Raw genomic sequence first — 25,859 nt, 5'->3', positions numbered from 1 at the left:
GCGGCCCACGGCCGCGATCAGCGTTGTTCAGCGATTGGCGATGGGCGTGAAGGCCCGCTGCTCGACGCCGATGTAGTCCGCGCTGGGACGGATGATGCGGTTGTCGGCGCGCTGCTCGAAGACATGGGCGCACCAGCCGGCCGTGCGCGAGCAGACGAAGATCGGAGTGAACAGCGGCGTCGGGATGCCGAGGAAGTGATAGGCCGAGGCGTGGTAGAAGTCGGCGTTGGGGAACAGCCCCTTCTCTTCCTTCATGGTGCGGTCGATGGCTTCCGAGACCGGGAACAGCACGCTGTCGCCCACCTCCGCCGCCAGTTGCCGGGCGTAGTCCTTGATCACCTCGTTGCGCGGATCGCTGTCGCGGTAGATGGCGTGGCCGAAGCCCATCACCTTTTCCTTGCGTTCGAGCATCTGCTTGAGGCCGCTGACCGCCTCCTCGGGCGAGGCGAAGCGCTCGATCAGCGCCATGGCCGCCTCGTTGGCGCCGCCGTGCAGCGGCCCGCGCAGGGAGCCGATGGCGCCGGTGACGCAGGAATAGAGATCCGACAGCGTCGAGGCGCAGACCCGGGCGGTAAAGGTGGAGGCGTTGAATTCGTGCTCGGCATAGAGGATCAGCGAGACGTTCATCACCCGGGCGTGCAAGTCGCTGGGCGCCTTGCCGTGCAGCAGGGTAAGGAAGTGGCTGGCGATGTCCGGGGCGTCACTCGTGCAGTCGATACGGGTGCCGCTCTGGCTGAAGTGATGCCAGTAGAGCAGGATCGCCGGAAAGGCGCCGAGCAGGCGATCGGCCACCTGCTGCTGGTCGGCGAAGCTGTGCTCCGGCTCCAGGGTACCCAGCAGGGAGGCACCGCTGCGCATCACGTCCATGGGGTGGGCGCTGGCGGGAATGCGCTCCAGGCCTTCCTTGAGCGGCTGCGGCAGGTCGCGCAGCGCGGCCAGGCGCTGGCGATAGGCGTCCAGTTGCGCCTGGGTGGGAAGCTCGCCATAGAGCAACAGGTGGGCGACTTCCTCGAAGTCGGCCCCCGCGGCCAACTCACGGATGTCATAGCCCCGGTAGGTGAGGCCGGCGCCGGTCTTGCCGACGGTGCAAAGCGCGGTGCGGCCGGCGACCTGGCCACGCAGGCCGGCGCCGCCGAGGGTTTTGCTGTCTGCCATCGTCTCGCTCCTCTTGGAGTTGTTGTGCGAAAAAGCGGGCGTTCAGGGTGGAGCGTCAATGTTTCTGCTGCTGGAACAGGCGGTCCAGCTGGTCCTCGTAGCGGTGATAGTCGATGCGGTCATAGAGCTCGGCGCGGGTCTGCATGGTGTCGACCACCGCCTGCTGGCTGCCGTCGCGGCGGATCGCCGTGTAGACGTTTTCGGCGGCGCGATTGGCCGCACGGAAGGCCGACAGCGGATAGAGCACCAGGCCGACATCGGCCCCGGCCAGTTGCTCGGTGGTGAACAGCGGCGTGGCGCCGAATTCGGTGATGTTGGCCAGGATCGGCACCCCCACCGCCTGGGCGAACTGGCGGTACATGGGCAACTCGGTCATGGCCTCGGGAAAGATCATGTCGGCGCCGGCCTCGACGCAGGCGCAGGCGCGGTCGATGGCGGCCTGCAGGCCTTCCACCGCCAGGGCGTCGGTGCGCGCCATGATGACGAAGTCCGGGTCGGTGCGGGCATCCACCGCCGCCTTGATGCGATCGACCATCTCCTGCTGGCTGACGATCTCCTTGCCCGGTCGATGGCCGCAGCGCTTGGCGCCCACCTGGTCCTCGATGTGCATGGCCGCCGCGCCGGCCTTGATCAGGGCACGGGTGGTGCGGGCCACGTTGAAGGCCGAGGCGCCGAAGCCGGTGTCGACATCCACCAGCAGTGGCAGGTCGCAGACGTCGGTGATGCGGCGGACGTCGATCAGCACGTCTTCCAGGCCGCTGATGCCCAGGTCCGGCAGGCCCAGGGAGCCCGCCGCGACGCCGCCGCCGGACAGGTAGATGGCCTGGAAGCCGGCGCGCTTGGCCAGCAGCGCATGATTGGCGTTGAGGGTGCCGACCACCTGCAGCGGGCGTTCGGCGGCGACGGCGGCGCGGAATTTCTGGCCGGGACTGACGGCAGGCATGGCGTTACCTCGACTGAGCTTGGACTAGGGGATGGTGCTGCAGATTGCGCTTGGAGGCGGCGATGTGGCGGCGCATCAGCAGCTCGGCCAGTTCGCCGTCGCCCTCGGCCAGGGCATCGAGGATGCGATGGTGCTCGGCGAAGGCCTGGCGCGGACGATTGGGGGTGGCGGAGACCTTGAGCCGGTACATGCGCACCAGGTGATAGAGCTCGCCGCAGAGCAGCCGCACCAGCATGCCGTTGCCGCTGGCCTGGATGATGCGGTAGTGGAAGTCGTGGTCGCCTTCCTGCAGGTAGTAGCCGGTGCCGGCCTGGAACGCCGGATCGCGCTCGTGGGTATCCAGCAGCTGGCGCAATTCGTCGATGCCCTGGGGCGTGAGGCGTTCGGCCGCCAGGCGGCAGGCCATGCCTTCGAGGGATTCGCGGATCTCGTAGAGTTCGACCAGCTCGGCCAGGCTCAGGGCGGCGACCCGGGCGCCGGCATGGGGCACCCGCACCACCAGGCGCTGGCCTTCCAGGCGGTGGATGGCTTCGCGCAGCGGCCCGCGGCTGATGCCATAGGTGCGCGCCAGCTCCGGCTCGGAAATCTTGCTGCCCGGCGCCACGTCACCGCGGACGATGGCCTCGCGGATCCGACGGAACACCTGCTCGGAGAGAGTGCCGCTGTCGGTCTCGGGCGCTTCGGCCTGGAGAGGGCTATCGATCATTGTCGACACCTTTTGTGTTTATGGGCTGAATAACTACGCCTGAACGCCTTTACAGTCAATCTTTGTCGACAATCCAGCTGTGACAGCCTGTATCTCGCCCCGCCAGAGGCGGTTCGCTACACTAGCGCGCCGTCTTCCCAGCCGACCTCGCCATGCCCCTCTGCCACCTGCATCCCCTGCCCTACCACGCTGATCCCACGGTGCGTTTCGCCCTGCTGCAGGGCGAACCCGGCGCGGTGTTGCTGGACTCCGGGCGGCCGGTGGCCGAGCGCGGTCGCTACGACCTCATGGCGGCCTGGCCGCTGCAGGTGCTGCAACCCGCTTCCGGCGAGACAGGCCACGCCTTTTTCAGGCGGACGCGCGCCGCCCTGGCCAGCCTGGGTCGCGCCGACCTGCCGGAGGGTGCGGAGCTGCCCTTCGCCGGTGGCCTGCTGGGCTATCTCGGCTACGACTTCGGCCGACGCCTGGAGCGCCTGCCCGAGGGCGCCCGCGCCGACCTGGCGTTGCCCGACGCCCGGCTGGGTCTGCATGCCTGGGCGCTGGTCAGCGATCACCAGGCACGGACCAGCCAACTGGTCTGCCATCCGGCGCTGGACGCAGGGGAGCGCCAGCGGCTGATCGCCCTGTTCGACGCCGGAGAGGCGCCCAGGGCCGAGGGCTTCCGGCTGACCGCCCCCTTCGCCGCCGACATCGACGAGCCCACCTATCGCCAGCGCATCGAGGCCATCCAGGCCTATATCGCCGCCGGCGACTGCTATCAGGTCAACTTCGCCCAGCGCTTTCGCGCGCCCTTCCAGGGTTCGCCCTGGACCGCCTACCAGGCCCTGCGCACGGCCTGCCCGACACCCTTCTCCGGCTATCTGGCGCTGGAGCGCGGCGCCCTGCTCAGCCACTCACCGGAGCGCTTCCTGCGGGTCAGCCGTGGCCAGGTGGAAACCCGCCCGATCAAGGGCACCCGGCCAAGGTGCACCGATCCGGTCGCCGATGCCGGCGAAGCCCGCGCCCTGCTGGCCAGCCCCAAGGATCGCGCCGAGAATCTGATGATCGTCGACCTGCTGCGCAACGACCTGGGGCGCAGCTGCCGGATCGGCTCGGTGCGGGTGCCCGAGTTGTTCGCCCTGGAGAGCTATCCCAACGTCCACCACCTGGTCAGCGCCGTCACCGGCGAACTGGCCACGGGCCTCGACGCCCTGGATCTCCTGGCCGGCAGCTTTCCCGGTGGCTCCATCACCGGGGCGCCGAAGATCCGCGCCATGCAGATCATCGATGAGCTGGAAGAGACCCGCCGCGGTCCCTACTGCGGCTCGCTGCTTTATCTGGACGTGCGCGGCGAGAGCGACAGCTCCATCCTGATTCGCAGCCTGCTGGCCGAAGACGGCGTGCTCAGTTGCTGGGGCGGCGGCGGCATCGTCATGGATTCGCACTGGGCCGACGAATACGCCGAGTCCCTGGCCAAGGTGCGGGTGCTGCTGGAGACGCTGGCAGCCCACAGCTGATCCGGCTTTGCTACCATGGCGGCATCCCTTACCCGGCTGGAGCCCGCCATGTCCCTCGATCTCGCCCGCATCAACGCCGACCTCGGCCGCGATCCCGAAAAGCTCGTCGCCTGGGCCCTGGGCCTGGGCAAGAACGCCATCGTCACCACCAACTTCCGGCCCTTCGAGGCGGTGATCCTGCACCTGGTCAGCCAGGTCAAGCCGGACATCCCGGTGGTCTGGATGGACAGCGGCTACAACACCCCCGCCACCTACCGCTGCGCCGACGAGATCGTGCGCAAGCTCGGTCTCAACCTGGTGACCTACCTGCCCAGGCGCTCGCGCGCCCATCGTGAGGCCATCGACGGCCCGGTGCCCGGGCTGGACGATCCGCGCCATGCCGCCTTCACCGAAGAAGTCAAGCTGGAGCCCTTCGCCCGCGCCCTGCGCGAGACCGCCCCCGAGGTCTGGTTCACCGCCCTGCGTGCCACCGACACCGCGGTGCGCGCCCAGATGGATCCGGTCAGCGTCAATCCGGACGGCCTGATCAAGGTCGCACCGCTGCTGCACTGGACCTCCAAGGACCTCTACCAGTACCTCACCGCCCACGACCTGCCCAACGAATTCGACTACTTCGATCCCACCAAGGGTGATGAGAACCGCGAGTGCGGCCTGCACCTCGCCCACTGAGTCGACGACTCCTGCGCGCCCAATCCCGGGCGCGTACCCTGCCCCACTGAACCACCACCCATGACCGCTACCCGCACAACCCACTCCCGCAAGGGCGTCTTTGCCGTGGTGCTCGGCAACGCCGTGGAGTTCTTCGACTTCGGTGTCTACGCCACCTTCGCCGTGCTGATCGGCCAGGTGTTCTTTCCCTCGCAGAATGCCTTCGCCAGCCTGATGGCCAGCGTCATCACCTTTGGCGTTGGTTTCGTCGTCCGCCCGCTGGGCGCCATTCTCATCGGCGCCTGGGCCGACCGCGTCGGGCGCAAGCCGGCGATGCTGCTGACCATGGTGCTGATGGCCCTGGGCACCGGCGGCATCGCCGTGCTGCCGGGCTACGAGCAGATCGGCGTCGCCGCCCCCATCCTGCTGGTGCTGACCCGGCTGCTGCAGGGCCTGGCCTGGGGCGGCGAAGCCGGACCGGCCACCACCTACATCCTGGAAGCGGCGCCGCTGCACAAGAGGGGCACCTACGCCTGCTGGCAGGTGGTGGCCCAGGGGCTGGCCGCGGTGGCGGCCGGTCTGATCGGCTATGGCCTGACCCTCTGGCTGACACCGGAGCAACTGCTCGCCTGGGGCTGGCGCCTGCCCTTCCTGCTGGGCCTGGCGATCCTGCCCATCGGCCTCTATATCCGCCGTGGCCTGGTGGATACCCACGTCGGCGAAACCCGGGGCACCGGCGCGGTGCTGGGCGAGGTGCTGGCCACCCAGCGGCGGCCACTGCTGCTGGGGCTGCTGATCCTCTCCGGCAGCACCATCACCCAGTACTTCCTCAACTACATGACCACCTTCGCCCTGGTGGAGCTGAAGCTGCCGGCCGGGATCGCCATGCTCGCTACCCTGGTGATGGGCGCGGCCATGGCGGTGTGCTCGATCCTGGGCGGGGTGCTCAGCGATCGCTATGGCCGGCGCATCGTGCTGATCCTGCCGCGACTGCTGTTGCTGGTGCTGCTCTATCCGGCGCTGGAGCTCATCACCCAGGCACCCGGGCCGGGCACCTTCCTGCTGACCCTGGCGGTGCTCTCCGGCTTGCACGGCATGAGCGGCGCGGCGCTGATCGTGCTGCTGGTGGAAAGCTTTCCGCAGCGGGTGCGGGCGACCGGCTTCTCGCTGGTCTATGCGCTGGGAGTGGCGGCCTTCGGCGGCACCGCCCAGATCGTGGTGACCTGGCTGATCGGTGCCACTGGCGATCGCATGGCGCCGGCCGCCTACCTGCTGGTGGCCAACCTGGTCTGTCTCGGCGCCGCCTGGTTCGCCGCCGAGACCCGCCCGGGGCGTCAGCCGGCGGAACGCTCCGCGGCATAACCCTCTTCCCGGCGATTCCTGCGCTCCAGGCGGGCGTAGACGATGCCGGTGAGCAGGAGGCCGAACAGCAGCACCGCGGCCAGCAGATAGAGCCCCGAGGCCAGGGTACCGGTGGCCGCCTTGAGCGCCCCTATGCCATAGGGGCCGAGATAACCGCCGAGGTTGCCCACCGAGTTGATCAGGGCGATGCCGGCGGCGGCGCTGGCCCCGGCGAAGAAGCGCCCCGGCAGGGTCCAGAACAGCGCGGTGAGGGAAAACAGGCAGAAGGCCACCACCGACAGCGCCGCCAGCTGCAGCACGGCGGTACCGAACCAGGCACTGCCGGCCATGGCCAGGGCGCCCACCCCATAGAGCACGGCCAGGTGCCCATAGCGATCGCCCAGGCGATCCGAACTGCGCGGCACGATGAGCAGTCCGAGGATGCCGAAGGCATAGGGGATCGCCGAGATGAAGCCGGTGGTGAGATCGCTGCCGCCGAACTGGTGGATCAGCGTCGGCAGCCACAGCCCCAGGCCATAGATGCTCAGGGTCACCGGCAGATAGTAGAGCGCCAGCAGCAGCACCCGGCGGTCCTTGAGCGCATGCAGGGGATTGCCATGGCGGGTCTGGTCGAAGAGGTGCAGGTCCTTTTCCAGCTCCGTCGCCAGCCAGCGCTTTTCCTCGGCGTCCAGCCAGGCGACCTGCTGCGGACCATCCGGCAAGCGGGTCAGGGTCGGCCAGGCCAGCAGCACCGCCGGTGCGCCGATGCAGAGGAACAGCCACTGCCAGCCGTGCAGGCCGAGCGCGCCATCTAGTTGCAGGAGCATGCCCGACAGCGGCCCCGTCACCAGCATGGCGATGGGCTGGGAGAGGATGAACAGTCCCATGATCTTGCCGCGATGGCGTACCGGGAACCACTGGGTGAGGTAGTAGAGCACGCCAGGAAAGAAGCCGGCCTCGGCCGCACCCAGCAGGAAGCGCATGACATAGAAGCTGTTAGGTCCCTGGACGAAGGCCATGCCCATGGTGATGGCCCCCCAGGTCACCAGGATGCGGGCGAACCAGCGACGCGCGCCGAAGCGTTCCAGCAACAGGTTGCTGGGCACCTCGCAGAGGAAATAGCCGATGAAGAACAGGCCGGCACCGAGGCCGTAGGCGGCATCGCCGAGGCCGATGTCGGCGCCCATGTGCAGCTTGGCGAAGCCCACGGCAGAGCGGTCGATGTAGGCGACCAGATAGAGCAATACGAGAAAGGGGACCAGCTTGAGCGTGATCCGACGGACTAAGGCGGACTCGGGGTGCATGGCGTTCTCCGACTTGTTGTTGTTGTGCGGTTGAAGCGCAGATCGCTCTGAAGTCTAACGTAATATCATTGAGACGTAGAATACCTACAGGAGGCCATTAATCGGTTATTAAGGTGATTTTGATAATACTAAAATATTGTTACGAAGTAGGAAATCTTACCTCTTGCTTTCCGCTGATCCCCATTACAGAGCCGCTTGGCCCGCGATAACATCGGTTATCGCGCTGATGGTGTTATAGTGATGGCACGACGACTTCGGATGCCTTTCGATGAATTACAAGACACCGCTGCCGCGCAAAAGCAGACACGCTCGCATCGTCCATGAGCTGGGTACCCAGATCGTGTCTGGACACTTCCTGCCAGAACAGCGCCTGCCCCCCGAGGCGCAGCTGTGCGAAGAGTACGAAGTGAGCCGCCCCGTCCTGCGTGAGGCCACCCGGGTGCTCGTGGCCAAGGGCCTGGTCAGGTCCAAGCCCAAGGTCGGAACCGTGGTCAAACCACGCAACGAGTGGCATCTGCTCGATCCGGACGTACTCCATTGGCTATTGCAGAGCGATTCGCGGCACAGCTTCTACGAGACCCTGGTCAAGGTGCGCAACATCATCGAGCCGGAGGTCGCCGCCATGGCGGCTGCCAATGCCCAGCCCGAAGACGTGAAGGCCATCGAAGAGGCCTACGAGCGGATGGAGCAGGCGGCGGACATCGCCAACATGGCCGAGCCGGACATGGCCTTCCACCTGTCCATCGCCACGGCCACCCACAACGAATTGCTGACTCACCTCTACAGCATCATGTTGCTGCCGGTGCGGGACTATCTGGAACGCTCCTCGGCGCTGTTCGCTGCCGGAGACAGCCTCAACCTGCTGGTCTCCCGGCACAAGGCGATCCTCACCGCGATCCAGCACCGCGACCCGCTGACCGCTCGCCACGCCGCCATCGCCCAGCTGGCCGGTGTCGATGACATGGTCGCTGAAGCCTTCCGGCCGCAGCCCTTGTCTGAAGGTGAAATTTCGTATGATCATTGAGGGCAAGAACCCACTCGCGGTATGCCTTCATGTCCAGCAGCTACCATGCCTCTACCGTAGAACAACTCGGCCAGCGACTCGCGGCCGGGCAATTTCCACCCGGTAGCGCCCTCAAGGTAGAGGCGGACCTCTGCCAGGAACTGGGCGTCAGTCGCACCATCCTGCGCGAGGCGATCAAGACCCTGGCGGCCAAGGGCATGCTGGAAGTCGGCCCCAAGGTCGGTACCCGGGTCCTGCCGCTCAGTCGCTGGAATCTGTTCGATACCCAAGTGGTGGGCTGGCTGGCCACGGGCGGTCTGCCCGCTCATTTCGTCAAGGACCTGCTGGATCTGCGCCACGCCATCGAGCCGGCGGCGGTACGCTGGGCCTGCGAAAGGGCCACCCCCGAGCAGGTCCAGGCGATCCAGGTCGCCTACCAGCATCTGGAAGCGTCGCTCAATGACGGCGACTACAACACCGCCGACCAGCGCTTCCACGAATGCGTCCTGGCGGCCAGCCACAATCAGTTCATCGAGCAGATGGTGCCCGCGCTGGGCGCGCTGCTGGCAGCCTCCTTCACCCTGTCGTCGGCCGATCCCGACGAATTGCGGCGTACCCTCCCCCTGCACAAGACCCTGGCCGACGGCATCGCCTCGCGCGATGCGGCGCGCGCCGTCTGGGCCTGCATGATGCTGATCGACAGCGCGGCGGTGACCCTGGCGCGCTATACCGACTGACGTTTCGGTCGGCAACCTTGGCGTCTCTCCAGGTTCCCATGCCTGGATTGCCCGTACTGCCACAACAAGAGAGGTGAACGATGGATTGGCAGCCGCTGCTTCCCCAGCGCTTCAAACTGGCCGAAGGCCCCTTCTGGGACCAGGAGACCCAGGCGCTCTACTGGGTAGACATCGCCGGCTTCAAGGCCTGCCGCCTGCGCGGCGAGCAGTATCAGGAATGGCAGCTGGATCGCCCCTGCTCCGCCTTCGTGCCCACGGTCCGCGGCGATGCCCTGGTGACCCTGCCGAACGGCGTCTTCCGCCTGGATCTCGATTCCCCGCCAGAGCGTCCCGCCCTGGAACTCTTCTGCGTCGCCGATCCCGATCCGGGCAATCGCGGCAACGAAGCCCGCTGTGACGCCCAGGGGCGGCTGTGGCTGGGCACCATGCAGAACAACCTCGATGCCCAGGGCGGCGACGTGGCCATCGACCGGCACTCGGGCGGCCTGTTCCGCATCGATCCCGACGGCAGCGTCAGCCGTCATGCCAGCGACCTCGGCATCGCCAACACCCTGGTATGGAGCGCCGCCGACAACCACGTCATCAGCGCCGACACACTCAAGGACACCCTCTATCGCTACCCGCTGGATGCCCGTGGCAACCTGGGGACCCCCACCGTCTGGGCCGGTCCCCACGAGCGCGGCTCGCCGGACGGCTCGGCCATCGACAGCGAAGGCTGCGTGTGGAACGCGCGCTGGGATGGCAACTGCCTGCTGCGCTTCTCGCCGGAGGGCGAGTTGCTGGAGATCGTCGAGCTGCCGGTGCAGCGGCCCACCAGCTGCGTTTTCGGCGGAGCGGATCTGCGCACCCTGTACGTCACCAGCGCCGCCGCCGACGGCACCCTCGACGGCGCCCTGCTCAAGGCGACCGCGCCGGTCGCCGGCATGCCCTGCCACAGGTTCGCTGGCTGATTCATCCTACCGACCCAGGCGCCCTCTTACGGCGCCTTTCCGCTCCGGGCCCTATGTAACAGCTTGGTGACAGAGGTGACGAAAAATCTCGTCACCTTTTTCTTGCGCCCGCATCCATCCAATCATAATATCAATGCAGAGCGGCGTCGTCTGACCTCCACGACGGCAGCCCGCCGCCTTGCATTGCCTGGCCACACCAATAAAAACAAGGAGTTCCAGCTATGTTCCGTGTTCCGGGAGTTCGTTCTCTGCTGCGTGCCGCCCTCGCCGCCGGCGCTGTCAGCCTGTCCCTCTCCGCTTTCGCTGCCGATCCGGTCAAGATCGGTTTCCTGGTCAAGCAACCCGAGGAACCCTGGTTCCAGACCGAGTGGGCCTTCGCCGAGAAAGCCGCCAAGGACAAGGGCTTCACCCTGCTCAAGATCGCCGTGCCGGATGGCGAGAAGACCCTCGCCGCCATCGACAGCCTGGCCGCCAACGGCGCCAAGGGCTTCGTGATCTGCCCGCCCGACGTCTCCCTCGGCCCGGCCATCGTGGCCAAGGCCAAGCTCAACGACCTCAAGGTCATGGCCGTGGACGACCGTTTCGTCGACGCCAAGGGCAAGTTCATGGAAGACGTGCCCTACCTGGGCATGGCCGCCTTCGAGGTCGGTCAGCAGCAGGGCGCCGCCATGGCCGCCGAAGCCGAGAAGCGTGGCTGGAAGTGGGATGACACCTATGCGGTGATCAACACCTACAACGAGCTGGATACCGGCAAGAAGCGCACCGACGGTTCAGTGGAAGCCCTGAAGAAGGCCGGCCTGCCCGCCGACCACATCATCTTCGCGCCGCAGAAGACCCTGGACGTGCCTGGCAGCATGGACTCCACCACCTCCGCGCTGGTCAAGCTGCCCTCGGGCGCCAAGCACCTGATCATCGGCGGCATGAACGACAACACCGTGCTGGGCGGCGTCCGCGCCACCGAAAGCGCCGGCTTCAAGGCCGAGCAGGTGATCGGCATCGGCATCAACGGCACCGATGCCATCGGCGAACTGAAGAAACCCAACAGCGGCTTCTTCGGCTCCATGCTGCCCAGCCCCCACGAAGAGGGCTACCAGACCGCCAGCATGATGTACGAGTGGGTGACTACCGGTAAGGAACCGCCCAAGTACACCGCGATGGACAAGGTCACCCTCATCACCCGCGCCAATTTCCAGCAAGAGCTGGAAAAGATCGGCCTCTGGAAGTGATGACCCCGGCGGCGCCCGTGCTGGCGCCGCCCTCCTCTTTCATCTTGGAGCCTTTATTACGATTTAGCGAGCTGGCGACAAACAAGGCGAAAAGACTTTAGGAAGCGCAGTTTGCGATTAGTAAATGAGCACTCCGGAAGGCTTTTCAACACAGTTTGGCCGACGCGCAGCAGATCGTAAAAAGGTTGTGACAGGAGTGCTTCATGGCAGCCTTGGAACAAACCACCGCCCAGAGCGCCGACAGCCTCGGTTTCGTCGGCATCGGCAAGACCTTTCCCGGCGTCAAGGCGCTCGCCGACATCTCCTTCAACGTGCGTCCCGGCTCGGTGCACGCCCTCATGGGCGAGAACGGCGCCGGCAAGTCGACCCTGCTGAAGATCCTCAGCGGCTACCACGCCCCCACCACCGGCCACCTCAACATCGATGGCCAGGAACTGGTGTTCAAGAGCACCGCCGAAGCCATCCGCGCCGGCGTCGCGGTGATCCAGCAGGAACTGCAGCTGGTGCCGGAGATGACCGTCGCCGAGAATCTCTTTCTCGGCCACCTGCCGGCGCGCTACGGCATCGTCAATCGCGGCCACCTGCGCCGCCAGGCCCTGGACCTGCTCAAGGGCCTGGCCGAAGAGATCGACCCCAACACCAAGGTCGGGCGCCTGTCGCTCGGGCAGCGCCAGCTGGTAGAGATCGCCAAGGCGCTCTCCCGGGGCGCCCGCGTCATCGCCTTCGACGAGCCGACCAGCTCGCTGTCCGCCCGCGAGACCGACCGGCTGATGACCATCATCGCCCGGCTGCGCGACGAAGGCCGGGTGGTGCTCTATGTCTCCCACCGCATGGAAGAAGTCTTCCGCATCTGCGACGCGGTGACGGTGTTCAAGGACGGCCGCCACGTGCGCACCATCGAGCGCCTGGCCGACATCACCCCCGACCAGCTGATCACCCTGATGGTCGGCCGCGATCTCGCCGACATCTACGACTACCGCCCGCGCGCGATCGGCGGCGGCTGCCTCAAGGTGGAGGGTCTGCTCGGCCAGGGCCTGCACCAGCCGGTGGGTTTCGAGGTCTGCCAGGGCGAAATCCTCGGCCTGTTCGGCCTGGTCGGCGCCGGTCGCACCGAGCTGCTGCGGCTGCTGGCGGGTCTGGAAAGGCACAAGGCCGGCAGCCTGAGTCTCAAGGGCGCCCCGGTCAGCCTCAGGTCGCCGCGTGACGCCATCGCCGCCGGCATCCTGCTCTGCCCGGAAGATCGCAAGAAGGAAGGCATCGTGCCCCTGGCCAGCGTGGCCGAGAACATCAACATCAGCGCCCGCGCCCATCACGCCAGCCTCGGCTGCCTGATCCAGGGCCGCTGGGAAAAGGCCAACGCCGAAAAGCAGATTCGCGCGCTGAACGTGAAGACGCCCCACGCCGGGCAGAAGATCAAGAATCTCTCCGGCGGCAACCAGCAGAAGGCCATCCTCGGTCGCTGGCTGTCGATGCCCATGCAGGTGCTCTTGCTCGACGAACCCACCCGCGGCATCGACGTGGGCGCCAAGTCGGAGATCTACGCCATCATCCATGACCTCGCCGCCCGCGGCATCGCCGTGGTGGTGGTGTCCAGCGACCTGATGGAAGTCATGGGCGTGGCCGATCGCATCCTGGTGATGAGCGAAGGCGCCATCACCGGCGAGGTGGCCCGCGCCGACTTCAACGACGAGCGCCTGCTGCAGCTCGCCCTGCCCCGTACCCGCGCCTGAACGGCCTCAGCGGCCTGAAAACAATAAAGAGGTCCTATCCATGTCCGCCCAACCCCACAGCCTGACCCCGCCGCGCCGCGGCTTCGACATGCGTCGCTTCCTCGACGACTGGGCCATGATGCTGGCCGCCGTCGTCATCTTCACCCTCTGCGCGCTGTTCGTGCAGAACTTCCTCTCGCCGCTGAACATGCGCGGCCTGGGCCTGGCGATCTCCACCGTGGGCATCGCCGCCTGCACCATGCTGTTCTGCCTGGCCTCCGGCCACTTCGACCTCTCGGTGGGTTCGGTCATCGCCTGTGCCGGGGTGGTCGCCGCGGTGGTGATGCGCGAGTTCGACAGCGTCTTTCTCGGCGTCGCCGCCGCCCTGGCCATGGGCCTGGTGGTCGGCCTGATCAACGGCCTGGTGATCGCCAAGCTGAAGATCAACGCCCTGATCACCACGCTCGCGACGATGCAGATCGTGCGCGGCCTGGGCTACATCTTCTCCGACGGCAAGGCCGTGGGCGTGTCCCAGGAGCAGTTCTTCGTGTTCGGCAACGGCCAGCTGTTCGGCCTGCCGGTGCCCATCGTCATCACCCTGCTGTGCATCCTGTTCTTTGGCTGGCTGCTCAACTACACCACCTTCGGCCGCAATACCATGGCCATCGGTGGCAACGAGGAAGCGGCACTGCTGGCCGGCGTCCACGTCGATCGCACCAAGATCATCATCTTCGCCATGCACGGGGTGATCGGCGCCCTGGCCGGCGTGGTGCTGGCCTCGCGCATGACCTCCGGCCAGCCGATGATCGGCCAGGGCTTCGAACTCACGGTGATCTCCGCCTGCGTGCTGGGCGGCGTCTCCCTGGCCGGCGGCATCGGCATGATCCGCCACGTGATCGCCGGCGTGCTGATCCTGGCGATCATCGAGAACGCCATGAACCTGAAGAACATCGACACCTTCTACCAGTACGTCATCCGCGGAACCATCCTGCTGCTGGCCGTGGTCATCGACCGCTTCAAGCAGCGCTAAACCCAGACTCTGCCCTCCCCCGCGGCGCCACGGGCGCCGTGCCGGGGACCGCTTTGCCCGTGAAATGCCCGAGGACAAAACAATGACCACGCCCAAACGCCCGCTCCGCTCCGCCCAGTGGTTTGGCAGCAACGACAAGAACGGCTTCATGTACCGGAGCTGGATGAAGAACCAGGGCATCCCGGACCACGAATTCCAGGGCAAGCCCGTCATCGGCATCTGCAACACCTGGTCCGAGCTGACCCCGTGCAACGCCCACTTCCGCAAGATCGCCGAACACGTCAAGCGCGGCATCTACGAAGCCGGCGGCTTCCCGGTGGAATTCCCGGTGTTCTCCAACGGCGAATCCAACCTCAGACCCACCGCCATGCTGACCCGCAACCTGGCCAGCATGGACGTCGAAGAAGCCATCCGCGGCAACCCGGTCGACGCCGTGGTGCTGCTCACCGGCTGTGACAAGACCACGCCGGCGCTGCTGATGGGCGCCGCCAGCTGCGACGTGCCGGCCATCGTCGTCACCGGCGGCCCCATGCTCAACGGCAAGCACCACGGCCGCGACATCGGCGCCGGCACCATCGTCTGGCAGATGCACGAGGCCTACAAGGCAGGCGCCATCGACCTCAACGAATTCCTCTCCGCCGAAGCCGGGATGTCGCGTTCGGCCGGTACCTGCAACACCATGGGTACCGCCTCCACCATGGCCTGCATGGCCGAAGCCCTGGGCACCTCGCTGCCGCACAACGCCGCCATTCCGGCGGTGGATTCGCGTCGCTACGTGCTGGCGCACCTGTCCGGCATGCGCATCGTCGAGATGGTGGAAGAAGACCTGCGGCTGTCGAAGATCCTCACCAAGGAAGCCTTCGAGAACGCCATCCGCGTCAACGCCGCCATCGGCGGTTCCACCAACGCGGTGATCCACCTCAAGGCCATCGCCGGGCGCATCGGCGTGGACCTGGAGCTGGACGACTGGACCCGGGTCGGCCGCGGCACCCCCACCATCGTCGACCTGCAGCCCTCCGGGCGCTTCCTGATGGAAGAGTTCTACTATGCCGGCGGCCTGCCGGCGGTGATCCGCCGCATGGGCGAAGCCAACCTGCTGCCCCATCCCGAGGCCCTGACCGCCAACGGCAAGAGCCTCTGGGCCAACTGCGCCGAGGCGCCCATCTACGGCGACGACGAGGTCATCCGCGCCCTGGACAACCCGCTGCGCGCCGACGGTGGCATCTGCGTATTGCGCGGCAATCTGGCGCCCAAGGGCGCGGTGCTCAAGCCCTCGGCCGCGACGCCGGCGCTCATGCAGCATCGTGGTCGCGCGGTGGTGTTCGAGAACCTGGAAGACTACAAGGCACGCATCGTCGATCCGGACCTGGACATCGACGAGACCTGCGTGATGGTGCTGAAGAACTGCGGACCCAAGGGTTATCCGGGCATGGCCGAGGTGGGCAACATGGGCCTGCCGGCCAAGCTGCTGGCCAAGGGCATCACCGACATGGTGCGCATCTCCGACGCCCGCATGAGCGGCACCGCCTACGGCACCGTGGTGCTGCACGTGGCACCCGAGGCCTCGGCCGGCGGCCCGCTGGCGGTGGTCCGCGAAGGCGACATGATCGAACTGGACTGCGCTTCCGGTCGCCTGCATCTGGATATCCCCGACGAGGAACTGGCCGCGCGCCTGGCCGACTGGCAACCGCCGGCCGATCAGCTGCTGGCTGGCGGTTATCGCCGCCTCTACGTCAACCACGTGCTGCAGGCGGACGAAGGCTGCGACTTCGACTTCCTGGTCGGCTGCCGCGGCGCCGAGGTGCCCCGCCACTCGCATTGATTGGACGCTCCACCGTTGGGCTTCGCTGCGCTCAACCCAACCTACGAGGCTCTGCAGGTTGGGTTGAGCGTAGCGAAGCCCAACAACCCGCAACCTCCGCTGTTCCCTGTACAACAACAAACCGAAAAGGTGGTCGAGATGAAACGCACGTTAGCCCTCACCGGACTTGGACTGTCACTCATGATCAGCACCCTTACCGCCCATGCGGCCGGCCTCAGCAGCCAGCAGTCGAGCTTTGGCAAGCTGCCCGATGGCACTCCCATCGAGAAGTTCGTCCTGACCAACAGCCACGGCATGCAGGCCACCGTCATCACCTACGGCGGCGTGCTGCAGGCGCTCAAGGTGCCCGACCGCAAGGGCCACAGCGAAGACGTGGTACTGGGCTTCGATGACGTCCAGGGCTATCTCGACAACCCCACGGTATTCTTTGGCGCCACCATCGGCCGCTTCGGCAACCGCATCGCCGACGGTCGTTTCAGCCTCGACGGCAAGAGCTACCAGATCCCCCAGAACGACAAGACCAACGCCCTGCACGGCGGCCCCCAGGGCTTCAACACCAAGGTGTGGAAGGCCGAGCCGGCCAAGGGCGACGGCTGGGTCGGCGTGACCCTGAGCTATGTCTCGCCCGATGGCGAGATGGGCTTTCCCGGCACCCTGACCACCCAGGTGACCTACCAGCTGGACGAGCACAACCAGCTGACCCTGAAGTACCGCGCCACCACCGACAAGCCGACGGTGCTCAACCTGACCAACCACAGCTACTTCAACCTGGCGGGCGCCGGCAGTGGCACCGTGCTCAAGCAGGTGGCGATGCTCAATGCCGACAAGTACACCCCGGTGACCGCCAAGCTGATCCCCACCGGCGAATTGCCGCCCGTGGCCGGCACGCCCCTGGACTTCCGCAAGCCCACCGCCATCGGCAAGCACATCGCCGACGACAACCAGCAACTGAAGTACGCCGAACCCAAGCAGGGTGGCTATGACTTCAACTGGGTACTCAATACCGCTGGCGATCTGCAGAAGGCCGCCGCCGTGGTGACCGATCCGAGTTCCGGCCGCACCCTGACCCTCTACACCACCGAGCCGGGCGTGCAGTTCTATACCGGCAACTTCCTGGAAGGAAACATCAAGGGCAAGGCCGGCAAGACCTACGGCCACTGGGGTGCCTTCACCCTGGAAACCCAGCACTACCCGGATGCACCCAACCAGCCGAACTTCCCCACCACCCGCCTGGATCCCGGCCAGACCTACACCCAGACGACGATCTTCAAGTTCGCCGGCAAGTAGGGCTTTCTCCGATTCAGGCAAAGGCCGCTCCCAGGAGCGGCCTTTGCTTTGGTGATCCCCTCACCCCAACCCTCTCCCGGAGAGATAGGGGACAGGAACGGAGCGCCTCTCGATCCCGTGCTCCGTAGCGTGGAAAACGGCGCAGCCTTTTCCACCGTCCTGCCACTCACCCTCCCACCGCCCAATAAAAAACCCGGCGTCTCGCGACGCCGGGTCTCTCACCACCTCAAAGCACTACGATCAGATCGCAGCCTTGGTGTTCTCGCCGTTCACCAGACGCTGGATACCCAGCGGATTGGCGTTCTGCAGGGCTTCCGGGAGGAAGGCGTCCGGGTAATTCTGGTAGCACACCGGGCGCAGGAAGCGGTCGATGGCCAGGGTGCCGACCGAGGTGCCGCGGGCATCGGAGGTCGCCGGATAGGGACCGCCGTGGACCATGGCGTCACAGACTTCCACGCCGGTGGGATAGCCGTTGAGCAACAGGCGCCCGGCTTTCTGCTCCAGCAGGCCGATGATGGCCTCGAAGCGTTGCAGATCGGCCGGCTCGGCCAGCAGGGTGGCGGTCAGCTGGCCGTGCAGGCCTTGCAGCGCCTGGTGCAGCTGGGCTTCGTCAGCCACCTCGACCACCACGGTGGTGGGACCGAAGACTTCTTCCTGCAGCAATTCGTCGTTTTCCAGCAGCAGGCTCACGTCAGCCTTGAACAGCTGCGGACGCGCCTGGTTGCCTTCCTGGCTGGCACCGGCCAGGTGCTGCACGCCGGAATGGGCCAGCAGCGCCGCGACGCCCTTCTCGTAGCTCTTCAGGGTGCCCGGATTGAGCATGGTCTGGGGCGCCTGCTCGTTCATGGCACCGGCCAGGCGCTCGAGGAAGCTGCTGAACTCGGGCGAACGCACGCCGATGACCAGCCCCGGGTTGGTGCAGAACTGACCGCAACCCAGGACCACGGAAGCCGCGAGTTCGCCGCTGATGGCGTCACCACGGGCCTTAAGCGCCTCGGGCAGGACCACCACCGGGTTGATGCTGGACATCTCGGCGAACACCGGGATCGGCTGCGGACGGGCCGCGGCCATGTCGCACAGGGCGCGACCGCCGCGCAGCGAGCCAGTGAAGCCCACTGCCTGGATGGCCGGGTGCTTGACCAGCTGCTCACCGACGCCACCGCCATAGATCATGTTGAACACGCCCTTGGGCATGCCGGTCTTCTTGGCGGCGCGCAGGATGGCGTCGGCCACGTATTCGGCGGTGACCATATGGCCGCTGTGGGCCTTGAACACCACCGGGCAACCGGCGGCCAGGGCCGCGGCGGTATCGCCACCGGCGGTGGAGAAGGCCAGCGGGAAGTTGCTGGCGCCGAACACGGCCACCGGACCCAGGCCAATGCGGTACTGGCGCAGGTCAGGACGCGGCAGTGGCTTGCGCTCGGGCAGCGCGGTGTCGATGCGCGCACCGTGGAAGTCACCGCGGCGCAGCACCTTGGCGAACAGGCGCATCTGGCCGCTGGTACGGCCGCGCTCGCCCTGGATGCGGCCAGCCGGCAGCGCGGTTTCCTGGCAGACCAACTGGACGAAGTCGTCCCCCAGCGCATCCAGTTCGTCGGCGATGGCGTCGAGGAAGGTCGCGCGCTTTTCGGCGCTCAGCTTGCGGTACAGGGGCGCGGCCTGCTCGGCGGCGCGGGCGGCGGCATCGACCTCGGCCGTGGACGCCTGGAAGAATTCGTAGGGCAGCTTTTCGCCAGTTGTGGCATCGATGCTGTAGACCCGCACCTCGCCCTCGCCGCTGCGAGCGCCACCGATGTAGTTCTTGCCTTGGATCTGCATTGTTCTCGACTCCTTATACCTAGGGGTTCAGGGAAGACCACCCGCTGCGGGGAGGTCTTCGAAAGGGTGGCACGCTCGGTGTCCGAGCGGCCGGGCCAGCCTGTGCGAAACCCACTCTAGCATTCGCATAGTCAGCAGTCATCATACAACTATCAGAGCTGGCGGACCTGCCCGGGCTGGAAGGCGGCCGTGCCGGCCTTGACGCCATTGCTCAGCGGCTCGCCGAATTCCGGCACCGCGATCTCGAATCTGTCACCCGGCTCGACACGCACGCCATCGGCGAAGGACAGCGTCGCCGTGCCGAAGAAATGCACATGGACGTCGCCCGGCCGCAGGAACTGCGCGTACTTGAAGTGGTGGTACTCGAGGTTCTCCAGGCTGTGGCACATGTTGTCCTCGCCCGAGAGGAATTCCTTTTCCCAGACCACCTGCTCGCCACGACGGATCCGGCTGGTGCCCGCCAGATGGCGCGGCAGTTCACCGGTGCGCAGCGCCGGACCGAAGCTGCAGTAGCGTAGTTTGGAATGGGCCAGGTAGAGATAGTTCTTGCGTTCCATCACGTGGTCGGAGAATTCGTTGCCCACTGCGTAACCCAGGCGATAGGGCTTGCCGTCGTCGCCGATCACATAGAGACCGGTCAGTTCGGGCTCTTCACCGGCGTCCTCGGCGAATTCCGGCAGCGGGATGTCGGCACCGGGACGCACCAGAATGCCGCCGTCGCCTTTGTAGAACCATTCCGGCTGGGCACCGGCGCTACCCGCTGCGGGCCGACCGCCCTCCACGCCCCATTTGAACATGCGCATGGAGTCGGTCAGCTTGGCCTCCTCCTGGCTGTTCTGCTGGTGCATCTTGTCGCGGGTGGCGGCGCTGCCCAGGTGGGTCAGACCGGTCCCGGTGACCAGGCAGTGCGCGGGGTCCTCGTGGTCCAACGGCGGCAACAGGCGGCCGGCATCGAGCAGCTCGGCATAGGCCGGGCCGGGCTCCAGGCCCAGGGTCTGCACCTGAGATTCCAGCGAAACGCCGGCGCGGATGGCCTGTAGCGCCAGGGTCCGGGTGCTTGTCGCGCCCCGGACCTGCTGGACTTCGCCGCGCTCGACCACGCCGACGCGGTGCTGGCCCTGTTGGTCTTCGAACTGAATCAGGTGCATGGCATTCTCCTTGTTGGTTATCGCCTGAGGAAGACTTTACTCGGCGCTACGGGGCCTGCCTAATGAGAGCTCCCTATCCCGTGATAACCAACGGTTATTCCCATGCTGCCATCCCTGGGCTCCATCGCCTCCCGTCTGCGCCTGCGGCAACTGCGCCTGCTGATCGCCCTCGACGAGGAAGGCTCGCTGCACAAGGCCGCCGAGCGCATCGCCATCTCCCAGCCCGGCGCCACCAAGGCCCTGCACGAGATCGAGAGCACCCTGGGCGCCACCCTCTTCCTGCGCACCCACCAGGGCCTGCAGCCCAATGACCTGGGCCGTTGCGTGATCCGCTATGCGCGGCTGATCGAGAGCGACCTCGCCCATCTGCGCGAAGAGATGCTCGGCATTCTCCAGGGTGAAGGGGGCCGGCTGGCGGTGGGGGTGATCATGGGCGCCGTGCCGCGCCTGATCGCCGCGGTGTCACGCCTGGGTGCGGCGCAACCCCAGCTGGGGATCGAGATCATCGAGGACACCAGCGTGCGCCTGCTCGACCTGCTCGACGCCGGCCGCATCGAAGTGGCCATCTGCCGCAGCAGCGTCAGCCGCCGGCCGGATGCCTATGACTGCCTGGAGGTGCGCGAAGAGCGACTGGAGATCGTCTGCCATCCCCGCCATCCACTGGCGGAGTCCGAGACGCTGGGCCTGGCCGAGCTGGTCGACAGTCGCTGGATCGTCTATCCGGCCAACCTGCCCATGCGCCTGACCCTGGAGCGGGAATTTCGCGCGGCGGAACTGGAGTTTCCCCGCTATCCGGTGGAAACCTCCTCAACCTTCACCCTGCTCGGCCTGCTGCAGGAAGACGCCAACCAGGTGGCCATGCTGCCCAGCGACATCGCCCAGTTCGGCGAAAGACACGGCTTGCTGCGCCGCCTGCCGGTGGTCCAGCGCACCCGCAACGAGCCCTATTCGATCCTGGTCCGCCAGGGCGCGGGCTTGTCGGCAGCCGCGCAGCTGCTGCTGGAGCAGTGGCGGTTGGCGGGGTAGCTCGTAGGTTGGGCTGAGACGGCTCCGGCGTCGAAGCCTAACAGAGCCGGCGCCGAGGCAAGCGCCGTTGGGCTTCGCTACGCTCAACCCAACCTACGGCAGCCAGCAGGAGCGGCCGAGATAACCGGGCTGCCTCAATACGTCGGCAGCGTCACCCCGTGGAACAGGGTCTCCAGCTCCTGCCGGGAAGGCGTCTGCATGGCCTCGGTGAGGACATCGCGGGTCAGGTGCGGCGCGAAGCGGCCGATGAAATCGCACATGAAGCCGCGCAGGAAGGTGCCGCGGCGCAGACCGATCTTGGTCACGCTGGCCTCGAAGAGGTGGCTGGCGTCCAGGCAGACCAGATCGGCATCGGCTTTGTGATCCACCGCCATGTCGGCGACGATGCCCACGCCCAGGCCGAGGCGGACATAGGTCTTGATGACGTCGGCGTCCGCCGCGGTCAGCACCACGTTGGGCGCCAGGCCCTGGCGGGCAAACGCCTCGTCGAGCTTGGAGCGGCCGGTGAAACCGAACACGTAGGTCACCAGTGGCTGTTCCGCCAGATGCTCCAGGGTCAGGTGCTCCACCTTGGCCAGGGGGTGGCCCTGGGGCACGATGACGCAGCGGTTCCAACGATAGCAGGGCATCATCACCAGGTCGTTGAAGCGCTCCAGACCCTCGGTGGCGATGGCGAAGTCGACGGTGCCATCGGCGGCCATCTCGGCGATCTGGGTCGGCGAGCCCTGGTGCATGTGCAGGGCCACGTCCGGATACTGCTTGATGAATTCGCTGATCACGTCCGGCAGCGCATAGCGCGCCTGGGTGTGAGTGGTGGCGATGGACAGGGTGCCCTTGCGCTCGTTGGAGAACTCCTGGGCGATCTGCTTGATGCTCTCGCACTTGCGCAGGATCTCGCCGGCGGTCTGGATGATGCGTTCGCCAGCTGGCGTCACCCGGGTCAGGTGCTTGCCGCTGCGGGCAAAGACCTCGACGCCCAGCTCGTCCTCGAGCAGGCGGATCTGCTTGCTGATGCCGGGCTGCGAGGTATAGAGACTCTGGGCCGTGGCGGATACGTTCAGATCGTGGTGGGCGACTTCCCAGATATATCTCAACTGTTGCAGCTTCATGCCGGCTCCTCGCTGACCCCGTGCGCAAGCATATAACAGTAATGCAGCCCTTAAGCTTTTTCTAGACCGAAATCGAATTAAGTCGCGGAGGAGTAAGGCTGACGCTTACGGATCAGCCCTGCCGCAGCGGCACCAGGTACACCGGGATGCGCGCGGTCTGTAGCAGACGACTGGCGGTACGCCCCAGGGGCGTCACCTGGGCGTCGCCCTGGCTGCGACTGCCGATCACCAGCAGATCCGCGGCGAATTCCTGGGCCTGCTTGAGGATGGCCGCCGGCGGATCGCCCTGCACCACCCGCACGGCACGCACCAAGCCCACGGTCGCCGGGGTTTCCAGCAGGTCCTCGCGCAGGGATTCAAACACCTGCTGCTCGATGGTCTCCAGCACCAGATCCAGACCGCCATTGCGCAGGCGGCCCAGGGACTCACCGTCCAGATGCTGCTGCAACAGGGTAGACGCCAGCAGGCCGAGCGGCTCCACCACATGGACGACGTACAGCTGGGCCTGATGGATACGGGCGAGATTCAAGGCGTGCTGAAAGACATAGGACGAACACAGGCCCAGGTCCGTGGCATAGAGCAGAGAGCGGATCACGATTCCTCCTGGCCAGATCAGCCGACCTGACCGGTGCAACGCGGGATAGCCCTTTCCAGCGTAGCAGGAGAAAAACAATTGCGCTGCGAACCGCGCGTTAGAGCCCTTTCAGGGCAGCTCCTCGGGCTCGCGGGCATCGGTGGCCAGGATCGCCGCCGCCAGCGCCGATTCGCGTAGCGGCGCCTGCACCGGGCCGAGCAGTTCACCGTCCCTGACCAAGAACAGCGCCGGCAGATGAAAGACGCCATAGCGCTGCACCAGACCGCCGCTGCGCTCGGCATCCACCCAGTACAGCCGCTCGACCGGCAGCCTCGCCGCAGGCAGCACCTGGCGCGCCAGCCGGCAGGTGGCGCAGCCGACACTGGTGAAGATCAGCAGCGAGCGGCCTGGCGCCGCCAGCAGGACGGCATCCGCCGTCCCATCGTCCAATTCCATCGCGTCCTCGTCTCGATCATCGCCAAAGCGCGCCCTCGGGCGGGCGGATAGCGTCATGGCCATTGTGAGCGGGCGGGACACGCGTTAAGGTGCCCCACCCTCTCCACCGTATTTTGCCTGCACGGGCCCCGACCTGTCGCAGCGCCGTGACCGACGAGTAGCACCATGGCCGCACAGCCCCGCCTTAACGACCTCAACATCGAAGCCAACGAGCCGCTCATCACGCCCGAGCAGCTCAAGCAGGAGATCCCGCTCAGCGATCTCGCCGCCGACACCGTCGCCCAGGGCCGCCAGGTCATCCGCGATATCCTCGACGGCAAGGACCACCGCCTGTTCGTGGTGATCGGCCCCTGCTCGATCCATGACATCAAGGCCGCTCACGAATACGCCGAGCGCCTCAAGGTGCTGGCCGCCCAGGTCAGCGACAGCCTCTATCTGGTCATGCGCGTCTATTTCGAGAAGCCCCGCACCACCGTTGGCTGGAAGGGCCTGATCAACGATCCCTACCTGGACGATTCCTTCAAGATCCAGGACGGCCTGCACATCGGTCGCCAGCTGCTGCTGGACCTGGCGGAAATGGGCCTGCCCACCGCCACCGAGGCACTGGACCCCATCTCCCCCCAGTACCTGCAGGACCTGATCAGCTGGTCGGCGATCGGTGCCCGTACCACCGAATCCCAGACCCACCGGGAAATGGCGTCGGGCCTCTCCTCCGCGGTCGGCTTCAAGAACGGCACCGATGGCAGCCTGACCGTCGCCATCAATGCCCTGCAGTCGGTCTCCAGTCCGCACCGCTTCCTGGGTATCGACCAGCGCGGCCAGGTATCGGTGGTGATGACCAAGGGCAATGCCTATGGTCACGTAGTCCTGCGCGGCGGCAACGGCAAGCCCAACTACGACTCGGTCAGCGTCACCCTCTGCGAGCAGGCGCTGGTCAAGGCCAAGGTCAAGCCGAACATCATGGTCGACTGCAGCCACGCCAACTCCAACAAGGATGCCGCCCTGCAGCCGCTGGTGATGGACAACGTCGCCAACCAGATCGTCGAAGGCAACAACTCCATCGTCGGCCTGATGGTGGAAAGCCACCTGGGCTTCGGCAGCCAGCCGATTCCGGCGGATCTGTCGCAGCTGGAGTACGGCGTCTCGGTGACCGACGCCTGCATCGACTGGGCCATGACCGAGAAGAGCATTCTCGACATGCACCGCAAGCTCAAGGCCGTGCTGCCGCGCCGCGCGCGCAGCTGATCCAGCAGCGGATACGAAAACGCCGGGCTCAGCCCGGCGTTTTTCATGGTGCGGCCGTTCAGGCCAGCGGCGTCACCTGGCCACGACGCTCCAGGTAGTGCTCCACATAGGAACAGGAGGGAATGACGCTGTAGCCGCGGCTCTCGGCGTAGTTCAAGGCGTGCTCGGTCAGCCGTGCCGCCAGGCCGCGCCCACGCAGGGCGTCGGGGACGAAGGTGCGATAGAAATCCATCGTCTGCTTGCCCAGATCCATGTAGGCGAGATAGGCGCGTTGACCGTCGACAGAAAGGTGGAATTGATGATTGGCCTCATCGTGTTCCACGTGCAGGGATTCGTTCATGACTACTCCTTGGCGGTTTGGCTCCGCCTTATCCATTGTTATCGATGATACCCGAAGACGAGAACGCACCCTTCCTGTGCGGGACTGAGCCACAGCGCGTCAGACCCCTCCGGAACAAGCAGGTTCTGACCAGCCGTCGCACCGAGAAATCACACTATATCAGGGCCGCCCGCGCGGGAGCAGGCGCGGCTTTGACCTTGACAACTTCCGGTCATCCTCTAACGTTTTGAAACGTTCGTGGCTTTCAGCCATCCAAGCAGTTGCTGGTGCCGGGTGCAGGCATTCGGGGACGAACACGGGGAGCAGAGAGGAATTTCCGTAAAAAATCCCTCTTCAACGGGTTCGCTCAGTTTACTTACGACCGGTAATGAGTAGTATGTAGCCGCAATTTTCCACCTGGGAAATTGATCTTAAAACAGGATGTCTACCTCAAGGGGTTTACGATGAACAACGCTCTGAAATTCGCCGCCCTGGCTCTGGCCGCTGCTCTGGCCACTGGTTGCAGCACCGCTAACAAGGAAAGCGAAGCTCGCCTGACCGCTACCGAAGACGCCGCTGCCCGCGCTCAGGCTCGTGCTGACGAAGCCTACCGTCACGCTGACGAGGCCCTGGCCGCCGCTCAGAAAGCTCAGCAGACCGCTGACGAAGCCAACGAGCGCGCCCTGCGTATGCTGGAAAAAGCCAGCCGCAAGTAAGCGCCTCGGCTGGAAAGGCGAGTGGCAACAGTCGCCTTTCCCGGAGCAAACAAAAAGCCCGCCATCTCAGATGGCGGGCTTTTTGTTTGTC

At 66.0% G+C, this 25,859-nt stretch carries 24 protein-coding genes; 14 read left to right on the top strand and 10 right to left on the bottom strand.

Annotated elements, in window-relative coordinates:
• Positions 1–27 precede the first annotated feature (27 nt).
• The 3 genes from prpC to FHR73_RS01375 are packed head-to-tail and all read right to left on the bottom strand — an operon-like array spanning position 28 to position 2,804.
• Positions 28–1,155, bottom strand: a complete 1,128-nt coding sequence (gene prpC / locus FHR73_RS01385; RefSeq protein WP_183628979.1) for a 2-methylcitrate synthase — start codon at positions 1,153–1,155, stop codon at positions 28–30.
• Between the two features lie 55 nt (positions 1,156–1,210).
• A complete protein-coding gene (gene prpB, locus FHR73_RS01380) occupies positions 1,211–2,098 on the bottom strand; it encodes a methylisocitrate lyase (RefSeq protein WP_183628977.1) in 888 nt (295 codons plus the stop codon).
• A 4-nt stretch (positions 2,099–2,102) separates the two neighbouring features.
• The gene (locus tag FHR73_RS01375; protein ID WP_027598994.1) at positions 2,103–2,804 is read right to left on the bottom strand and encodes a GntR family transcriptional regulator; all 702 of its coding nucleotides are present in this window, start codon (positions 2,802–2,804) and stop codon (positions 2,103–2,105) included.
• Positions 2,805–2,956: 152 nt separating this feature from the next.
• Here FHR73_RS01375 and pabB point away from each other — a divergent pair, with 152 nt between their 5' ends.
• Genes pabB through FHR73_RS01360 form a run of 3 tightly spaced genes read left to right on the top strand, consistent with a single transcriptional unit; the run spans position 2,957 to position 6,310 of the window.
• Positions 2,957–4,300 carry an aminodeoxychorismate synthase component I gene (gene pabB, locus FHR73_RS01370; RefSeq protein ID WP_183628975.1) on the top strand — a complete coding sequence of 448 codons (1,344 nt, stop codon included), beginning with the start codon at positions 2,957–2,959 and terminating at the stop codon, positions 4,298–4,300.
• Between the two features lie 48 nt (positions 4,301–4,348).
• Complete coding sequence (locus FHR73_RS01365; protein ID WP_183628973.1) at positions 4,349–4,969, top strand: phosphoadenosine phosphosulfate reductase family protein; 621 nt, start codon at positions 4,349–4,351, stop codon at positions 4,967–4,969.
• 60 nt (positions 4,970–5,029) lie between these two features.
• The gene (locus FHR73_RS01360; RefSeq protein WP_183628971.1) at positions 5,030–6,310 is read left to right on the top strand and encodes an MFS transporter; all 1,281 of its coding nucleotides are present in this window, start codon (positions 5,030–5,032) and stop codon (positions 6,308–6,310) included.
• Here the strand turns inward: FHR73_RS01360 and FHR73_RS01355 are convergent.
• The gene (locus tag FHR73_RS01355) at positions 6,283–7,593 is read right to left on the bottom strand and encodes an MFS transporter (protein ID WP_183628969.1); all 1,311 of its coding nucleotides are present in this window, start codon (positions 7,591–7,593) and stop codon (positions 6,283–6,285) included. The genes FHR73_RS01360 and FHR73_RS01355 overlap by 28 nt on opposite strands.
• A gap of 268 nt (positions 7,594–7,861) precedes the next feature.
• Here FHR73_RS01355 and FHR73_RS01350 point away from each other — a divergent pair, with 268 nt between their 5' ends.
• The 8 genes from FHR73_RS01350 (at position 7,862) to FHR73_RS01315 (ending at position 17,357) form a co-directional block, all read left to right on the top strand.
• On the top strand, positions 7,862–8,617 hold the full coding sequence (locus FHR73_RS01350) for a FadR/GntR family transcriptional regulator (RefSeq protein ID WP_183628967.1): 756 nt from the start codon (positions 7,862–7,864) through the stop codon (positions 8,615–8,617).
• A gap of 29 nt (positions 8,618–8,646) precedes the next feature.
• Positions 8,647–9,333, top strand: coding sequence for a FadR/GntR family transcriptional regulator (locus FHR73_RS01345; protein ID WP_183628965.1), 687 nt, complete (start codon positions 8,647–8,649; stop codon positions 9,331–9,333).
• A gap of 80 nt (positions 9,334–9,413) precedes the next feature.
• Positions 9,414–10,283 (top strand): SMP-30/gluconolactonase/LRE family protein, encoded by an 870-nt coding sequence (locus FHR73_RS01340; protein WP_183628963.1) that lies wholly within the window; start codon positions 9,414–9,416, stop codon positions 10,281–10,283.
• 221 nt (positions 10,284–10,504) lie between these two features.
• Entirely contained in the window at positions 10,505–11,509 is a 1,005-nt protein-coding gene (locus FHR73_RS01335) for a substrate-binding domain-containing protein (protein WP_007160547.1), read from the top strand.
• Positions 11,510–11,712: 203 nt separating this feature from the next.
• Entirely contained in the window at positions 11,713–13,239 is a 1,527-nt protein-coding gene (gene araG, locus FHR73_RS01330) for an L-arabinose ABC transporter ATP-binding protein AraG (protein ID WP_183628961.1), read from the top strand.
• Between the two features lie 40 nt (positions 13,240–13,279).
• Positions 13,280–14,248 carry an L-arabinose ABC transporter permease AraH gene (gene araH / locus FHR73_RS01325; protein WP_166655940.1) on the top strand — a complete coding sequence of 323 codons (969 nt, stop codon included), beginning with the start codon at positions 13,280–13,282 and terminating at the stop codon, positions 14,246–14,248.
• A gap of 82 nt (positions 14,249–14,330) precedes the next feature.
• Positions 14,331–16,070 carry an IlvD/Edd family dehydratase gene (locus tag FHR73_RS01320; RefSeq protein ID WP_183628959.1) on the top strand — a complete coding sequence of 580 codons (1,740 nt, stop codon included), beginning with the start codon at positions 14,331–14,333 and terminating at the stop codon, positions 16,068–16,070.
• Between the two features lie 138 nt (positions 16,071–16,208).
• A complete protein-coding gene (locus tag FHR73_RS01315; RefSeq protein WP_183628957.1) occupies positions 16,209–17,357 on the top strand; it encodes an aldose epimerase family protein in 1,149 nt (382 codons plus the stop codon).
• Between the two features lie 240 nt (positions 17,358–17,597).
• Here FHR73_RS01315 and FHR73_RS01310 read toward each other — a convergent pair whose 3' ends face one another.
• Together FHR73_RS01310 and araD1 are read right to left on the bottom strand one after the other, a co-directional pair.
• Positions 17,598–19,175, bottom strand: coding sequence for an aldehyde dehydrogenase (NADP(+)) (locus FHR73_RS01310; RefSeq protein WP_183628955.1), 1,578 nt, complete (start codon positions 19,173–19,175; stop codon positions 17,598–17,600).
• Between the two features lie 152 nt (positions 19,176–19,327).
• Positions 19,328–20,323, bottom strand: coding sequence for an AraD1 family protein (gene araD1 / locus FHR73_RS01305; RefSeq protein WP_183628953.1), 996 nt, complete (start codon positions 20,321–20,323; stop codon positions 19,328–19,330).
• Positions 20,324–20,425: 102 nt separating this feature from the next.
• Here araD1 and FHR73_RS01300 point away from each other — a divergent pair, with 102 nt between their 5' ends.
• Positions 20,426–21,349, top strand: a complete 924-nt coding sequence (locus tag FHR73_RS01300; RefSeq protein ID WP_183628951.1) for a LysR family transcriptional regulator — start codon at positions 20,426–20,428, stop codon at positions 21,347–21,349.
• 134 nt (positions 21,350–21,483) lie between these two features.
• On the opposite strand, the gene cysB is transcribed toward FHR73_RS01300, so the two are convergent.
• From cysB to FHR73_RS01285, 3 genes are all read right to left on the bottom strand, one after another.
• Complete coding sequence (gene cysB, locus FHR73_RS01295) at positions 21,484–22,458, bottom strand: HTH-type transcriptional regulator CysB (RefSeq protein WP_183628949.1); 975 nt, start codon at positions 22,456–22,458, stop codon at positions 21,484–21,486.
• A gap of 112 nt (positions 22,459–22,570) precedes the next feature.
• Complete coding sequence (locus FHR73_RS01290) at positions 22,571–23,053, bottom strand: universal stress protein (protein WP_183628940.1); 483 nt, start codon at positions 23,051–23,053, stop codon at positions 22,571–22,573.
• A 108-nt stretch (positions 23,054–23,161) separates the two neighbouring features.
• Positions 23,162–23,488 carry a co-chaperone YbbN gene (locus FHR73_RS01285; RefSeq protein ID WP_183628938.1) on the bottom strand — a complete coding sequence of 109 codons (327 nt, stop codon included), beginning with the start codon at positions 23,486–23,488 and terminating at the stop codon, positions 23,162–23,164.
• A gap of 165 nt (positions 23,489–23,653) precedes the next feature.
• Here FHR73_RS01285 and FHR73_RS01280 point away from each other — a divergent pair, with 165 nt between their 5' ends.
• Entirely contained in the window at positions 23,654–24,733 is a 1,080-nt protein-coding gene (locus FHR73_RS01280; RefSeq protein ID WP_183628936.1) for a 3-deoxy-7-phosphoheptulonate synthase, read from the top strand.
• A gap of 58 nt (positions 24,734–24,791) precedes the next feature.
• Here FHR73_RS01280 and FHR73_RS01275 read toward each other — a convergent pair whose 3' ends face one another.
• Positions 24,792–25,073: a GNAT family N-acetyltransferase gene (locus tag FHR73_RS01275; protein WP_058790539.1), complete on the bottom strand. Its 282-nt coding sequence runs from the start codon at positions 25,071–25,073 to the stop codon at positions 24,792–24,794.
• Between the two features lie 443 nt (positions 25,074–25,516).
• Between FHR73_RS01275 and FHR73_RS01270 the strand changes: the two genes are divergently transcribed.
• The gene (locus tag FHR73_RS01270; protein ID WP_007160560.1) at positions 25,517–25,768 is read left to right on the top strand and encodes an Lpp/OprI family alanine-zipper lipoprotein; all 252 of its coding nucleotides are present in this window, start codon (positions 25,517–25,519) and stop codon (positions 25,766–25,768) included.
• Positions 25,769–25,859 lie beyond the last annotated feature (91 nt).

The sequence above is a fragment of the Pseudomonas sp. AS2.8 genome (assembly GCF_014190935.1).
Taxonomy (GTDB): Bacteria; Pseudomonadota; Gammaproteobacteria; order Pseudomonadales; family Pseudomonadaceae; genus Chryseomonas.
This window is presented reverse-complemented; position numbering and strand designations above follow the sequence as displayed.

Bases quoted from the DNA above. Each gene is read 5' to 3' on its own strand.
- prpC (WP_183628979.1), bottom strand. From the start codon at position 1,155: ATGGCAGACAGCAAAACCCTCGGCGGCGCCGGCCTGCGTGGCCAGGTC.
- prpB (WP_183628977.1), bottom strand. From the start codon at position 2,098: ATGCCTGCCGTCAGTCCCGGCCAGAAATTCCGCGCCGCCGTCGCCGCC.
- FHR73_RS01375 (WP_027598994.1), bottom strand. From the start codon at position 2,804: ATGATCGATAGCCCTCTCCAGGCCGAAGCGCCCGAGACCGACAGCGGC.
- pabB (WP_183628975.1), top strand. From the start codon at position 2,957: ATGCCCCTCTGCCACCTGCATCCCCTGCCCTACCACGCTGATCCCACG.
- FHR73_RS01365 (WP_183628973.1), top strand. From the start codon at position 4,349: ATGTCCCTCGATCTCGCCCGCATCAACGCCGACCTCGGCCGCGATCCC.
- FHR73_RS01360 (WP_183628971.1), top strand. From the start codon at position 5,030: ATGACCGCTACCCGCACAACCCACTCCCGCAAGGGCGTCTTTGCCGTG.
- FHR73_RS01355 (WP_183628969.1), bottom strand. From the start codon at position 7,593: ATGCACCCCGAGTCCGCCTTAGTCCGTCGGATCACGCTCAAGCTGGTC.
- FHR73_RS01350 (WP_183628967.1), top strand. From the start codon at position 7,862: ATGAATTACAAGACACCGCTGCCGCGCAAAAGCAGACACGCTCGCATC.
- FHR73_RS01345 (WP_183628965.1), top strand. From the start codon at position 8,647: ATGTCCAGCAGCTACCATGCCTCTACCGTAGAACAACTCGGCCAGCGA.
- FHR73_RS01340 (WP_183628963.1), top strand. From the start codon at position 9,414: ATGGATTGGCAGCCGCTGCTTCCCCAGCGCTTCAAACTGGCCGAAGGC.
- FHR73_RS01335 (WP_007160547.1), top strand. From the start codon at position 10,505: ATGTTCCGTGTTCCGGGAGTTCGTTCTCTGCTGCGTGCCGCCCTCGCC.
- araG (WP_183628961.1), top strand. From the start codon at position 11,713: ATGGCAGCCTTGGAACAAACCACCGCCCAGAGCGCCGACAGCCTCGGT.
- araH (WP_166655940.1), top strand. From the start codon at position 13,280: ATGTCCGCCCAACCCCACAGCCTGACCCCGCCGCGCCGCGGCTTCGAC.
- FHR73_RS01320 (WP_183628959.1), top strand. From the start codon at position 14,331: ATGACCACGCCCAAACGCCCGCTCCGCTCCGCCCAGTGGTTTGGCAGC.
- FHR73_RS01315 (WP_183628957.1), top strand. From the start codon at position 16,209: ATGAAACGCACGTTAGCCCTCACCGGACTTGGACTGTCACTCATGATC.
- FHR73_RS01310 (WP_183628955.1), bottom strand. From the start codon at position 19,175: ATGCAGATCCAAGGCAAGAACTACATCGGTGGCGCTCGCAGCGGCGAG.
- araD1 (WP_183628953.1), bottom strand. From the start codon at position 20,323: ATGCACCTGATTCAGTTCGAAGACCAACAGGGCCAGCACCGCGTCGGC.
- FHR73_RS01300 (WP_183628951.1), top strand. From the start codon at position 20,426: ATGCTGCCATCCCTGGGCTCCATCGCCTCCCGTCTGCGCCTGCGGCAA.
- cysB (WP_183628949.1), bottom strand. From the start codon at position 22,458: ATGAAGCTGCAACAGTTGAGATATATCTGGGAAGTCGCCCACCACGAT.
- FHR73_RS01285 (WP_183628938.1), bottom strand. From the start codon at position 23,488: ATGGAATTGGACGATGGGACGGCGGATGCCGTCCTGCTGGCGGCGCCA.
- FHR73_RS01280 (WP_183628936.1), top strand. From the start codon at position 23,654: ATGGCCGCACAGCCCCGCCTTAACGACCTCAACATCGAAGCCAACGAG.
- FHR73_RS01275 (WP_058790539.1), bottom strand. From the start codon at position 25,073: ATGAACGAATCCCTGCACGTGGAACACGATGAGGCCAATCATCAATTC.
- FHR73_RS01270 (WP_007160560.1), top strand. From the start codon at position 25,517: ATGAACAACGCTCTGAAATTCGCCGCCCTGGCTCTGGCCGCTGCTCTG.